At 37.8% G+C, this 14,384-nt stretch carries 13 protein-coding genes; 3 read left to right on the top strand and 10 right to left on the bottom strand.

Features of this window, described 5'->3' with window-relative positions:
- Window positions 1-61 precede the first annotated feature (61 nt).
- The 5 genes from yajC to fumC form a co-directional block, all read right to left on the bottom strand.
- Entirely contained in the window at window positions 62-340 is a 279-nt protein-coding gene (yajC, locus tag AC1Z3S_RS15870; protein WP_461741165.1) for a preprotein translocase subunit YajC, read from the bottom strand.
- A 2-nt stretch (window positions 341-342) separates the two neighbouring features.
- The gene (locus AC1Z3S_RS15875) at window positions 343-774 is read right to left on the bottom strand and encodes a mannose/fructose/sorbose PTS transporter subunit IIA (RefSeq protein ID WP_461741166.1); all 432 of its coding nucleotides are present in this window, start codon (window positions 772-774) and stop codon (window positions 343-345) included.
- 422 nt (window positions 775-1,196) lie between these two features.
- Window positions 1,197-2,762, bottom strand: a complete 1,566-nt coding sequence (locus AC1Z3S_RS15880; RefSeq protein WP_461741167.1) for a glucosyltransferase domain-containing protein — start codon at window positions 2,760-2,762, stop codon at window positions 1,197-1,199.
- Window positions 2,763-2,919: 157 nt separating this feature from the next.
- A complete protein-coding gene (metG, locus tag AC1Z3S_RS15885) occupies window positions 2,920-4,926 on the bottom strand; it encodes a methionine--tRNA ligase (protein WP_461741168.1) in 2,007 nt (668 codons plus the stop codon).
- A gap of 120 nt (window positions 4,927-5,046) precedes the next feature.
- A complete protein-coding gene (gene fumC / locus AC1Z3S_RS15890) occupies window positions 5,047-6,414 on the bottom strand; it encodes a class II fumarate hydratase (RefSeq protein ID WP_461741169.1) in 1,368 nt (455 codons plus the stop codon).
- Between the two features lie 141 nt (window positions 6,415-6,555).
- Here fumC and AC1Z3S_RS15895 point away from each other — a divergent pair, with 141 nt between their 5' ends.
- On the top strand, window positions 6,556-6,837 hold the full coding sequence (locus AC1Z3S_RS15895) for a hypothetical protein (RefSeq protein WP_461741170.1): 282 nt from the start codon (window positions 6,556-6,558) through the stop codon (window positions 6,835-6,837).
- A gap of 82 nt (window positions 6,838-6,919) precedes the next feature.
- Here AC1Z3S_RS15895 and murB read toward each other — a convergent pair whose 3' ends face one another.
- Window positions 6,920-7,831: a UDP-N-acetylmuramate dehydrogenase gene (gene murB, locus AC1Z3S_RS15900; protein ID WP_461741171.1), complete on the bottom strand. Its 912-nt coding sequence runs from the start codon at window positions 7,829-7,831 to the stop codon at window positions 6,920-6,922.
- 83 nt (window positions 7,832-7,914) lie between these two features.
- Complete coding sequence (locus AC1Z3S_RS15905; protein ID WP_461741172.1) at window positions 7,915-8,829, bottom strand: Gfo/Idh/MocA family protein; 915 nt, start codon at window positions 8,827-8,829, stop codon at window positions 7,915-7,917.
- Window positions 8,830-8,921: 92 nt separating this feature from the next.
- On the opposite strand from AC1Z3S_RS15905, the gene AC1Z3S_RS15910 reads away from it, so the two are divergent.
- Both AC1Z3S_RS15910 and AC1Z3S_RS15915 read left to right on the top strand, forming a co-directional pair.
- Entirely contained in the window at window positions 8,922-9,677 is a 756-nt protein-coding gene (locus AC1Z3S_RS15910; RefSeq protein WP_461741173.1) for an exodeoxyribonuclease III, read from the top strand.
- Window positions 9,678-9,701: 24 nt separating this feature from the next.
- Complete coding sequence (locus tag AC1Z3S_RS15915; protein WP_461741174.1) at window positions 9,702-10,238, top strand: 3'-5' exonuclease; 537 nt, start codon at window positions 9,702-9,704, stop codon at window positions 10,236-10,238.
- 102 nt (window positions 10,239-10,340) lie between these two features.
- On the opposite strand, the gene AC1Z3S_RS15920 is transcribed toward AC1Z3S_RS15915, so the two are convergent.
- The 3 genes from AC1Z3S_RS15920 to AC1Z3S_RS15930 form a co-directional block, all read right to left on the bottom strand.
- On the bottom strand, window positions 10,341-11,063 hold the full coding sequence (locus tag AC1Z3S_RS15920; RefSeq protein WP_461741175.1) for a hypothetical protein: 723 nt from the start codon (window positions 11,061-11,063) through the stop codon (window positions 10,341-10,343).
- A gap of 9 nt (window positions 11,064-11,072) precedes the next feature.
- Window positions 11,073-12,122 carry an acyltransferase family protein gene (locus tag AC1Z3S_RS15925; RefSeq protein ID WP_461741176.1) on the bottom strand — a complete coding sequence of 350 codons (1,050 nt, stop codon included), beginning with the start codon at window positions 12,120-12,122 and terminating at the stop codon, window positions 11,073-11,075.
- Between the two features lie 277 nt (window positions 12,123-12,399).
- Window positions 12,400-14,052 (bottom strand): CHAP domain-containing protein, encoded by a 1,653-nt coding sequence (locus AC1Z3S_RS15930; protein ID WP_265458412.1) that lies wholly within the window; start codon window positions 14,050-14,052, stop codon window positions 12,400-12,402.
- Between the last annotated feature and the right edge of the window lie 332 nt (window positions 14,053-14,384).

The raw sequence follows: 14,384 nt of genomic DNA on the forward strand, positions 1-14,384 counted from the left end.
ATTGTTCCTAAAATTTTTCCACAATGATTAATAAAATAAAAAAATGATTTCAGTTTAGCAATTACTCAATTATTTCCGAAATTGCATAGCGGGAAACTTCCATGATTTCTCCCGATTTTATTTGAATATCCACCCTTTCACTATCATTAATTGCTTTGATTTTCCCATAAATTCCATTTGAAAATTTTACTTTATTGCCTACTGCCAATTTTTGATGCAACTCTTTAAAATGATTGCGCTGCGTCTTCATACCTCTAGAGCTCGCAATAAAATAAAGCAATGCAAAAACAAGCAGGAAAGCAATCATCACAATTGAAGAACCTAGAATATAATTCCACATCACTAAATTCCTTCTTCCTCTGCTTCGTTTTCTCGAATCTGTAACTGGGCATGAACCATACCTGCTTTACCAGTTTCTAATAAATTCGTCAGCAATTCTGAAAGGTTCTTTTCAAAGCTGCGCATGCCCACCCCTTCGATTAGCATTGGCAAATTCGTTCCTGCTACAACTTCAACTTTTTCTTGATCTGCTGCCGCTAGCATAGCCGCTCTAAATGGACTGCCTCCCAACAAATCACTAAAAATAATTACACCCTCTGTTTCATCTAAAAGAGATAATGTTTCCGCTTTCATTTTTTCTTCAAAAGCATCAATATTTTCCCCTTCCAGAAAAGGAATGGTCCGAAACGCTGTCTGCTCTCCAGCAATCATTTCAACAGCGCCAACTAAACCGGGTGCAAAAGAGCCATGACCTGTCACAATAAAGCCAATCATTAATCTCGCCTCCTTCTTAACTTATCGTAATAATTCTAACATGTTACTACCAGTCGCACAATAAGTTTTTCTTCGTTTTGTCTAAATTAAGTCAATAAACGATTTTAAAGATATATAAAACAAACTATTTCAATTGAAAATCTCAAAAATGATGAATTTTTTTCACGTTTTACTAGGCGGTGGCAAAATTTGAGAAATAAGGTCGAAATAAATTCTTATTAGAAAAACATATCTTAGGCAAAGATAAACTGGAAAAAGTATAAAGTTTTCATTTTTTGTATTTCAAAAAGAGTAGTCTAAAAAAAACCGTGATTCTTTCAAATCACAGTTTTAGATAATTTTATTAAGAGAAACTACTTGTGGTATGACTAGAAACAAGATAGTCTATACCCTTTTTTTAATTTTACTTTGACATTTCAAATCTATTTTACTTTGACAACAATATAATTATCGATAACTTCAGTAGCTAGGTTTGGTGACGAATCATTGAGTGAAGTTTTATTTTGCCAGATATCTAAATATTCATCTAAAGATGGAGTCTCATATTTTATACCCATGATGTTCAAAATACTAATGATATTATCATTTATATAATAAGAACCTAAATCACCAGACCAAGCAAATTGAAACATTGATACTCCAATTAACTCATTGTATACCGGTATGGTAAAGATATTTTGAGGAGAAGATGTACCGATTACAACTAGCTTATAACTCGTAGTATTTTCAAGTTGTAAATTATTAATTGCTTGATTCACTTCAAGAACCTTACGCTGGTCTTCTTGGAAAGTCATCTCCTCTGAAAACAACAAATTACTCGACGTTTTGAATTGTGAACAACCCATAAGAATAATTAACATAGTAAATAAAACTTTGAAATGCTTTTTCGTAATAAAAAGGCTAATGAAAAAGAATAAAAATGCAATGAGAAATGGGAATTGTGGAGCCATACTTCTTGGAGTTGGCAAAGTACCTGTTGCCAGAATGATTCCAAAACCCGTCACATAAATAGTCACAATACTAATAAAAGCAACTAAAATATTTTTCCCCTTTTTGAGGATAAACATGATTGCAACTGGAATTAGTAAGATGGTGCTAATCAAAACTCCATAATTGTACATTAAATATCTTGTTGAATCATTTGGCAAAAAAACGATATCCCGCATAGCTTTAAGTAATGATACCATCCCTTTTTTGAATCCAAGCGTGGGCCAAACCATCATACTAGTAGAATGATTTTTGCTCTCAATTCCTAAATAACTCAAAACTAAATTATTTGCGACAAAATAGATACCAGTACTTATAATTAAAATTAATACAAACGGTAGTACTTGAAACAACATGTTGGTAAATGTATACTCAAGCTTTTCTTTATAGCTTTTAAAACATTCTAACAATAAGATTCCAGCAACTATGCCCGCAAAGAATAGAATAAATGTTTGATATATTGCAATTGCCAAAAATAATAAAATTGCAGAAACAACATAAGAGATTACTTTTAAGCTTAACTTATTACTGGAATCTTGAATCAGTAATATAGATAGAACAACAAAGATCATCCCTAAAGCAAATTCAAAATTTTGTAGTACAAAATAGAATTGAACTACAAAAATGGAACTGGTCAAAAATAGAGCCGGGATGATGAAGAAGTGGTACTTAAATTTTTGACTATCAATAATTTTTGAAAACAAGTAGCAAATGAGTAATGAACTAAAAGCAAACAACATGAAAGCTAAAATATTTAGTAAATAAATATTTGTGTAGGAACCCCATAAAATTTTTTTTAAAAATACTTCTCCAAAACGGCCAATAGCATACCAATGATCTAGATAGCCTTCATAGTTATTGATATAATTAATACTATCCATGCCATAAGCATAACTTGCTATTTTGATTCCGTATAATACAAATGTCAGAACAAATGTAAACACCGTTAATCCAATATTTTTCTTAGCAAAATCACCAAAGTCCTTGAATCCAGTTAGCATAATTTCCTCCAATATTTTCTACCTTAAGTACCAAACAATATCTCTTCAACAAAATATCCGAGATGATAGCTGACACTACTATAAGCAATAATAGCTTCTAGTAAATCCTATATCACTCGGATATTTTCAAGAAAAAACAGTTAAGCTTTATTTCAATCTAAGCCACAATCGACCCATTTGCCATGCCTTTAGGTGCTTGAATGACCGTTAGATTGCCTTGGTCATCTTCAGCGGATAAAATCATTCCTTGGCTAATTTGGCCCCGCATTTTGCGAGGTTTAAGATTAGCGACGATGACGACTTTTTTGCCGATTAAATCAGTTGGATCGTCGTAGAACTCGGCGATACCGGAAAGGATTTGGCGATGTTGAGAGTCGCCGGCGTCTAAACGAAACTGTAGAAGTTTGTCGGCACCTTTCACTCGTTGGCAGTCGATGACTTCGGCAACTTTCAGCTCAATTTTGTCAAAGTCTTCATATTTGATCTCAGACTTGCTTAAGTTTAGCTCGGTTTCTTCGGGGTCCCATTTCATTTCTTCAGCGGGAACGCTCGCCCCTTCGGCCATTTTATTTTGAATGTATTCGACCTCTACCTCGACTTCTAAACGTGGGAAGATTGGTGTCCCTTTGCTGACCACTTTAGTGTCGGCAGGAAATTCTCCAAAATGCAGGCCTTGTAAATTCATATTGCTTTCATCAAGACCTAGTTGTTCAAAGATTTGTTTTGGTGCTTCCGTCATAATCGGTTGCAGTAAAATTGCCACAATTCGCAAACTTTCAGCTAAGTGAACCATGACAGAATCAAGTTCTGCCCGTTTTTCTTCATCTTTGGCTAAAATCCACGGCTCAGTTTCATCAATATATTTATTAGCACGGGAAATCAAGCTCCAAATTTCAGCTAGAGCTGTATTGAATTCCATTTTTTCCATCGCCGAATGATAATTCCCAATCACTTTGGCAGCAGTCGTCGACAACTCGCTGTCAAAAGGCGTTACTAATGAGGCATATTTAGGCACAATGCCCTCGCAGTATTTATTAATCATAGCAATCGTTCGATTTAACAAATTACCTAAATCGTTGGCTAAATCAAAATTAACCCGTGAGACAAAATCTTCTGGTGTGAAGACACCGTCACTGCCAAATGGTACAGCCCGCAATAAATAATAACGTAAAGCATCTAAGCCATAACGCTCCACCAACATTTCCGGATAAACGACATTGCCCTTTGATTTCGACATTTTACCGTCTTTCATCAAGAGCCAACCGTGACCGTAAATTTTCTTTGGCAACGGCAAATCTAACGCCATTAACATAATCGGCCAATAAATCGTGTGGAAACGAACAATTTCTTTACCGACCATGTGAACATCAGCTGGCCAATATTTTTTAAACAGACTATCGTCATCTGAACCATAACCTAAAGCCGTAATATAATTGGATAGCGCATCAATCCACACATAGACAACGTGTTTTGGATCACTCTTCACCGGAATGCCCCAAGTGTGGGTTGTCCGCGAAACTGCTAAATCTTCTAAACCTGGGCGGATAAAATTATTCAGCATTTCATTTTTCCGTGACTCTGGTTGGATGAAATCAGGATGTGCGTCATAGTATTCAACTAAACGATCCGCATATTTACTCATTCTAAAGAAATAAGATTCTTCCTTGACTAATTCAACTTCATGTCCGCTAGGCGCTTTTCCGCCAATCACTTTATTATCGGCATCCCGATAGACTTCAGCTAACTGGGTTTCAGTGAAAAATTCTTCATCGGAAACAGAGTACCAGCCTTCGTATTCTCCTAGATAAATGTCACCATTTTTTAATAGGCGGTCAAAAATCATTTGAACGGCTTCCTTGTGATAGCCATCCGTAGTGCGGATAAATTTGTCATAGGAAATGTCCAGAACATTCCATAATTTTTTAATGTCTGTTGCCATCTTGTCAACATATTCTTGGGGATGAACACCTAATTCAGCAGATTTTTTTTCAATTTTTTGACCGTGCTCATCAACACCGGTTAAATAAAAGACATCAAAGCCCATCAAACGTTTATAACGAGCAACTGCATCACAGGCAATTGTTGTATAGGAATTGCCAATATGCAGTTTTCCACTTGGGTAATAGATTGGCGTGGTGATATAAAAAGTTCCTTTTTCAGCCATCTAAACGTAGCCTCCTCTTTCAACTTTAAGCAAAATGTTTCCCAAACAGTATAACATAAATCATAATGAATTTTTAAAAAAAGCTGTTTACTGGAAAAAATACTAGCCTCTCTAATTCTTTTATTCTCCTACCATCTTTTCTGGTCGGACCCAAGCGTCATAATCGGTTGCACTTACATAGCCTAAAGCCAGTGCAGCCTCTTTAAGAGTTGTACCTTCAGCAAATGCTTTCTTGGCAATTTCAGCCCCTTTGTCATACCCGATATGAGAATTTAAAGCCGTGACAAGCATTAATGATTGTTCTAATAATTCCGTCATTTTTGCTTGGTTGACTTTTAACCCAATTAGGCAGTGATCAACAAAAGAATATAGAGCATCTGTTAATAGCTCGACGCTTTCTAAAAAATTATAGATAATCACTGGCATGAAGACATTTAATTCAAAATTCCCCTGAGAAGCCGCAATCCCGATGGCAGTATCATTGCCCATCACTTGAACACAGACCATCGTCAAAGCCTCAGCTTGTGTGGGATTAATTTTCCCAGGCATAATCGAGCTGCCGGGTTCATTGGCCGGAATCGAAATCTCACCTAAGCCGCTGCGGGGGCCGCTAGCCAGCCAGCGAATATCATTGGCCATTTTCATTCCATTAGCGGCTAATGCTTTTAAAGCGCCGCTGGCAAAGACGAAGGCATCTTTACTAGCTAATGCGTGAAATTTGTTGGGATTGGTAACAAAATTTTGCTGGGTTGCTTGATTTAAACTATCAATGAAAGCCGCAGTATATTCAGCTGTTGCATTGAGGCCGGTTCCGACAGCTGTGCCGCCGATTGCTAGTTGGCGTAATTCACTTAGACTTTGTTCCAGCATTTTTTGATTGTGTTCTAAGCCGGCCCGCCAGCCGCTGACCTCTTGAGCAAAAGTAATTGGCGTTGCATCCTGCAGGTGGGTGCGACCAATTTTAATCACCTTCTGATTTTCTCTTTCAATTAATTTTAATTGTGACACCGTTTTTTCAATTACTGGTAATAATTTTTGAGTTATTTCCGTGACTGCTGCAATGTGCATGGCTGTTGGGAAAACGTCGTTTGAGCTTTGCGACATATTGACATCATCATTGGGATGAATGGTCAGCTCTGGTGTAGAAGCTAGGTGAGCTAAGACTTCATTGACGTTCATGTTTGTCTGAGTGCCGCTACCAGTTTGCCAAACCACTAAAGGAAACTGTCTAAAATCAGGCTTGTCCAGCATCTGTTGCGCTGCCTGTTGTAAAGCTTGATTTTTTTCATCAGATAATTTCCCGGTTGAAAAATTGGCTTGAGCGGCTACTTTTTTGACTAACAGGAGACTTAATAAGAGCCCTTGAGGCATTTTTTGTCCGCCTATTTTAAAATTATTTAAACTGCGTTGGGTTTGCGCCCCCCACATGGCGGCTTTTGGTACTTCAACTGAACCTAAAGAATCTTTTTCAATTCGATACTCCGTCACAACTTCTCCTCCTTATAATAAAAAACTAAATCGTTGTCCTTATCATACGCTAAGAAAATCCAAGAATAAATAGCGAAAGGATGCAGCAACTGATTTTTTTCTGCTATAATAAAATGAATTTTTAGAAAGTTGGTTATCTAAATGAAAAAAATAGCAACATGGACAGCCCTCCTCACCATCGTCTTTTCTTTGGCAAATTTTATTCTAGCTCTCCGCTATTTGCCCCTCTATGCTTATTTCAACACAAATAATCAATTAGGCGGCTTTTTAATCGCCGTCCAATTTTTCAGAGTCTTGATTTATATCTTAACAATTATTGGCGGCTACTGGGCCCTGCGCCAACAAAAAACGCGGGCCATGCTCTTTTATGTTGCTTTCTTTTTATTTAATCTACTCTTGCCCTTTTTATTTTCAATTAACTAAAGGATGAGAGGGCCAGTCGATGTTTAAAGGGACAAAAATCCAAAATTGTTTGGATTTTTGTCCCCTTTTCTTATAAATAAAATCAGCTATCAGAAACCTCTTCCCCAATAATCCGCACTTCGGTCTCCAAGTTGACAGCAAATTTTTCTTTAATCACTGCTTGGATGTGGGCAATTAATTCTACATAGTCTGTGGCTGTGGCATTATCGATATTTACGATAAAACCGGCATGTTTTTCAGAAATTTGAGCGCCACCCCATTTTAACCCTTGTAAGCCGGCGTCTTGAATTAACTTGCCGGTAAAATGTCCTTGTGGTCTTTTAAAAACAGAACCACAGGAAGGATATTCCAAAGGCTGTTTTAATTGCCGTAATTCGGTTAATTCATCCATGCGTTGTTTAATTACTGCAAAATCGCCTTTTTCTAAGGCGAAACGAGCGGTTAAAATAATGCCGTCTGTTTCTTGCATCACGCTATGACGATAAGTAAACTGCATCTCTGCGGCAGTCAACGTCTTTAAGCTGCCGTCTGCCAATAAAATATCGACTGAATCAAAACAGTCTTTAATTTCACCATCGTAGGCTCCCGCATTCATAAATACAGCGCCACCGATGCTGCCGGGAATTCCGCAGGCAAACTCCATGCCAGTCAGGGAGTGTTCTAACGCTGCATAAGTGGTGTCAATTAATTTGGCACCCGCTTCAGCGCTAATAATGTTACCTGACACGGTTATTTGTTTCATTTCAGACAACATGATGACCAACCCACGAATGCCGCCGTCACGAACAATTAAGTTACTGGCATTGCCTAGCACCAGCCACGGCAACTGAGCATTTCGACAAAAAGCCATTAATTCTTCTACTTCAGAAGTATTTTTGGGGAAAGCTAGTAAATCAGCTGGCCCACCCGTTTTTGTGAACGTATAATTTTTTAAAGGTTCATTGATTAATACTGTAATATGATTTAACTCTTTAGGTAAAATGATTGTTTCCACGATTTTATTCCTCTCTTTAAAAACATCCTTCTTATTTTAGCATGTTCCAAAAGAGTTTTCTAGCCAGTCTAGAAAGCCTTAAGCTATAGTAAATGTCTTTGGTGCTGAGCGATAATTTCTCCGCAGATTTCATGGGTTAACAATACCTTTTCTTGGCGTAAAAAGCTGTCATCACCTAAGTCAACTGCACTGATGAAGCTCGTCACCATTTGTTCAAAGCCCCGTTTAAATAAAGTCGTGTCCCAATTGCCAAAGGATTTTTGACTCCGTTTTTCTCCTTCGATCATCGTTAAGTTGGTTAAATCATCTAGAATAAAGGTTTTTTCTGGGCTAGTCACCTGAAAAATTTCAGTATTGGCGCCACTACGGTAATCCATCGTGACAAAAGCTGTACTCGTTGGGGTTGATAAGGTGGCCGTCACAAATTCTAATTGGCCGGCTTTCTCCATCACACGACTGTCAATCAGCTGAATCGGTCCATCTAACAGATAGACTGCCGTATCAATCACATGTGAAAACAAATCATAAATAGCAAAAGTAACTGTTCCTTGATTATTTTCACGATTTTTCTGTACTTGAATAATGCGTTTTTCCGGCAAATTTTTTAATTGATCCACCATTGGAGCAAAACGACGGTTAAAAGCGGTCATGAAAATTAGATTTTTTTCTGCAGCTAATTCCTGCAGCTCTTTCACCTCATGAACCCGCTCAGAAATTGGTTTATCCATAAAAACATGAACACCATTTGTCAAACAAGCTTTTGCTACTTCATAATGCACTTTAGTGGCCACATGAATAAAACACGCATCAATCTTCGCTGCCAGCAAATCATCAATCGTCGCAACCATTTTGGTAAAACCATATTTCTCTTGAATTTCTTGGCGGGTTTCTGGATTGCGGGTCGCAAAGATAAACTCCCCCAAATTTCTATTTTGACTGTAGGTCGGCAGATACGCTTTTTGAGCAATACCCCCTAGACCAATAACTCCAAATTTCATTTTATTGTCCTCCTGAATTTAGTTACTTTCATCTTACTATAAATTCCGCTAAAATAAAGAGAGAAAAGTTTTTAAGAAGGGATGTAGCAGCAATGAAATTTATTTCGTGGAATGTCAACGGTCTGCGGGCTGTGGTTAAAAAAAATTTTATGGAAGTCTTTGAGGAGTTGGACGCCGACTTTTTTTGTCTTCAAGAAACCAAACTTCAAGAAGGACAAATTGACTTAAATTTGCCAGGCTATACACAGTACTGGAATTATGCGGTGAAGAAGGGCTATTCTGGTACGGCGATTTTTGCCAAGGAGCCAGCTTTGAGTGTTCGCTATGGCATGGGCTTTGAGGAACACGATCAAGAGGGCCGGCTAATCACTTTAGAATATGCAGATTTTTATTTGATTACTTGTTATACTCCGAATTCTCAAAACGAATTACGCCGGTTAGACTACCGAATGACTTGGGAAGATGCCTTTAGAGAGTATTTAAATAAATTAAAAGCTGACAAGCCAGTGATTTTATGTGGCGATTTAAATGTCGCCCATGAAAATATTGATTTAAAAAATTGGAAAACCAATCAAAAAAATGCCGGCTTTACACCGCAGGAGCGGGAAAAATTCAGCGAGTTATTAGCGACTGGCTTTACTGATACCTTCCGCTATTTTTATCCGGACTTAGAAGGTGCTTATTCTTGGTGGAGCTACCGCTTCAATGCTCGCCAAAACAATGCAGGGTGGCGGATTGATTATTTTGTGGTCTCTGATGACTTGCAAAGTAAGCTAACAGAGGCTAAAATTCATAGTGAAATCTTTGGCAGCGACCACTGTCCTGTGGAAGTCGACCTTACGTTTTAGTTTTAAAAGAAAGAAGGAATCCTTTTGAATTTTATTGCAATGGATTTCGAGACGGCTAATTACCAAAGCCACAGCGCTTGTTCCTTAGCCTTAGTAATGGTTCAAAACAGTCAGATTGTCGGTCAGTATTACTCACTGATTAAACCTGAAACAGAATTTTTCTACCGTAATATTCAAATTCACGGCATTCATCCAGAAGATGTTCGTGAAGCACCAATGTTTCCTGAAGTTTGGCAGACGATTCAGCAATATTTTCAAAGGGACCGACTAATTGTCGCCCATAATGCCGGCTTTGATACAAAAGTTTTAGCGGGCTGCTTAGATTATTATCAGCTGACTCGCCCTGAATATCTTTCTTTATGCACAGTCAGAACTAGTCGCAAACTGTTTCCGGAAATGAAAAATCACCGCTTAAACACAGTTTGCCAAGAATTAGGTATTACTTTAGAAAACCATCATGACGCCTTAGAGGATAGCCGAGCCTGTGCAAATATTTTACTTTACCAAGAAGATCATTTCGGCGTGGCACCTCTTAAGAAATTAGTGCGTTTGGAGCAGTAAAAATTAAAAAGTTGTGCTTGTGTCATTGACAAACTAAGCACAACTTTTTTTATCTACTAGCGCTTTAAAACGAATTGCCACCATAATTTTTAGCAGTTTTCCTCATTCAAAAACTACTTCCCCGTTATCTTGATAAACCTTAGCAAAATTTTCTGCTGACTCATTTGTTAAGCGATACATCACGTAATAAAAATTTCGTTGATCATTTTGTATGCCAAAATCGTAGAAAGTATACGTTGAATCATCCTCAGATAAATCTAGGACATTTTTTATCGCAAAGACTGCCTCATCAAAATTGTTAACTTCTTGATTACTATTTTCAGAACTGTCTGTGATAACTTGCGTCTCAGCAGTGGTTTTTTCTGCAGCAGAGATTTCTTCAGCAGCTTCTCTACCTCGAGGATAATCAAGATTACTTAATCCAACTGATATTTCAAGTTCCTCAGCCTCAGCCTTTCTGGCTAAAATTAGACCAGTTGGCTCCCCAGTTTCCAACTCCAACTCCAGTGCATAACCATCATCATAATATTGTTGTAGTTCTTGGCGAAACTCGTTGCTAATCACTGATTCCATTGCGAGGACTGTTTGATAATTTCCCTCTGCCTCTACAACATCATTAGCTTCATTGAGGTACAGCCAAGTTGAACGGCTGTCGTCATAGTTATAAGTCAAAAGACCCTCCGTTTGAGAAGACTGTGAATCTGTCGAAGTTTGAGCTTGTAGCTGAGCACTCTCGGCAGTATTCGCTTCCCACGTATCGTTATTTTCCTGACATCCGGCCAACAGGAGCAGAGCCGTGATGGACATTCCTAAATATTTTTTCATAGTCAACTCCTAAACTTTTTTTCGCCCGATTATGTTGAAAAACCTTTTTGCACAATATTGTCTTACTGATTCAAAGACTGTACACAAGACAAACAAACCAATCGCCAAAACAATGATTATGGGAACAATCACAACAGAAGTATCCTGTAGGAATTGAGCTAAATAGACCATAATTCGATCGCCAATCACCCGATTATCGTGGAGCAGATAAACGCCAAACATGCTGTTGCCAAGAATTAATAAGGTCTTTTGAATAAAACTATTTTTGATCTGCACTCTTGCTAGAAGTAAAAATGCAAAAAAGCCAATTAGAACCATCATTAAGCTATTATCATAAGCAATAATCAGTGGAGAATTAATTATTCGCATAAGTAATCCTGCTTCAGTCGGAGGAAACAGGTCTGTTATATAAATAAAAAGAACCGTCAGACCTATAGATCCAATTAACCCGAAACAAATTTGTCTAGTTTTAAGTTTAAGAGGGAAACGTTTCAAATAGGCTCCCAGTGTATATCCCATTAAAAGATTTCCTAGACCTCCCAGCGGAGCATAGTCTGTCGTCAATAAGAAAAAAATTGAAAGAATAAACAGAAGTTTTACTAATAGTTTCTCAAAATCTTTTTTTTCTAGAGTAATCAAAACTTGATTTATATAAGGAATAAAAAAATACAATACTATATAACTATTGACAAACCAATACCCACTAAATGGATAATAGGAATTCCAAAGAACCTCCCAAAAAGTTGATAAGTCAAGGGCATCCATTTTCCAGAGACCCCTGACTGAAAGTATAAATCCTAACGACAGATAAAATAGAGTCGGCCAGATAATCGAACCTAGTCTTTTTAATTGCGGCTGTTTTTCGATTAGAAAGTAACCGGAAACCATTGTGTACAAAATTACCCCGACTTTTCCAAAAATTGATAAGGCTTGGGGATAAAAAAGCTCTATATTAAAGCTATAAATTCCCATATTCTCACCATAATGACCATGAACAGTTACATGATGCAGAACTATCATAAACATACCCACAATTCGAATCAGCTCAAATTGATACATTCTTTTATTCACAATTACACAACCTCATAAATAAAGACTGCGCACAAAAAATTACAGACTAAAAGAAATCCCTCCGAAGCCATGCCATTAGTCTTTTGGACAGATGAAATTTCGGACTTTATGTGTTGGTCTCCGTGGTCCAAACGGTCCTCATCACAAATTCACAAAATTATTAGCACCTGCTGTATATCGGCCGTAAATTATAACTCTTTTTTAACTAATGGCACTGCCTCTGAAAATCTTCCCTGTAAATCTATGACTGCAGTCTTGATAATTTTTAATAATTAGGTCTTACATAATAGACAACTTGACTCTTAGGACGATTTACTCGCGTCACCATGTCGCCCCAATTTCCAGTTATCACTCCAACAGTGCTACCGTTTCCTACTGTCTCGACTATTTCTGCATGGGTGATGTAGCCATGTCCTGCCCAGTCAACAAATGCAATATCTCCTGGTTGTGGGTTGGCTACTACTTGGCCTCTCGCTTGATGGTAGGCAAAGATAATACGTGGATTCCACTCATATTGTCCACCGTAGAAGAGACTACCTAAGCCGGCTTTTTCAAAAGCATATTCAATGAATAAAGAACACCAGCCGTTATGCGGCTTATTATACTTAGAGGTAAATACATTATTTTGACTGTATTTATAACTCGATACATAGCTACGAGCTACGTTTAAAAGTTTATTCCGATTAATTTCGGAATAATTAATAAAATCTTCCGCCGTACAATATGATTTACTTTCGGGAATATACACTGATTTTTTTTTGACTAATCGAATTTCAATGGCTTCCATTTGTTTAGCAGCACCGATACTGCCGATTATGCCATTGTTTTTGGTCCAGCCTAACCAACCTTTGTCTTGAACATGACCCCGATAATAAATATCAAAATATTGCGCTAACTCGCCGGTTAGTTTAATTTTTAGAGCTTCCATCCGTAATCTTTGACCAGTGGTTCCAGCCACCTGATCAACGCCAACATAACTTTGCCAGCCAAGTTCTTGAACATGGGCTGAGACTTGAACAGCACCAGTTAAATTCGGGTTAGCTACATTCACTTTAATTGCTTCAAGCCGCCGAGCTTGGCCAACTGTTCCGGCAGCTCCACCATTTCCAACTGGATTTTGCCATCCGTAGTCAGCACCATGAACCTGATAGGAAATCGTTGAATTTGCAAACTCGACAAATGGTCGAGTCGTTGGCTGATTAAAGACTTCGCCTTTTTTGACTAATTGAATCTCAATTGCCTCAGCTTCTAATGCAAAACCGCTTGTGCCAGCTCCTTTGTTATCAATACCGCCTTTGGCCCAATCGAGCCAGCCAAAATTCGATGAGTGAACTCGATAATAAACATCATACTCCTCAGCAATCTCACCTACTAAGCGAATTTGCACTGCTTCAATTGGCACGTTCTTCCCAACAGTTCCACTTAATTCAGAATCACTAACCCAATTGGTCCAACCAATATTTTTTAAGTGGGTTCGATATTCAATTTGGACGCCGGTATATGGTGAATTTTCCAAACCAATTCTAAGAGCCTCCATTTGTAGCACTTGGCCGGTTGTTCCAGCAAGCTGACCGTCAAAAACCGGTGCCTGCCAGCCGATATTTTCTACGTGGGCCTGATAAGTTATCTGAGGTTCAGCAATAAACTCTTCTGCCTGTGAAGCTTCTTGGATTTCCTCACTGCTATTGATTGTTGTCGAGCTATCTACTGTGGCTTCTTCGATAGTGCTACTATTTTCACTTAAATTGCTGCTAGAGTCCTCCGTTGAAGCTTCACTAGTTTCTGTCAGCAATTGTTCACTTGACGCTGTCGTTGCTGTTGTTGCAGTAATTTCACTTGCTTGGGCTCCTTCAGCTAAGCCTAAAATCAAAACCCCAGTCAAGCAGACTACACCTGCTTGGTAAATCGACTTTTTCATTCCTCATCCTCCCCAAATATTCTTATTTCATTATTAAATGCTCCAATATTACTCCACATGTGCAACAAATAATAATTACTTTCCCCAAAGTTAAACCAACTTGACTATCTAAAAAAACTACCCCAAGAAAAAAATTCAGATACTCAAAAATAAAAAAATTATTAACAACATAAGTATAGCATAATGGTATTTTTTTTTAAGACTGATTGCAAATTAAATATATCAATAAAAAAAATCGCATTTTTTAAATCAACAGCTCATCGAAAAAATGTAATTCCCCAGATCCTTGAACCTTCTCAATCCATTGATACTTACTTAAGATACTTGAACAA

This window comes from Enterococcus sp. LJL90, from assembly GCF_056924355.1.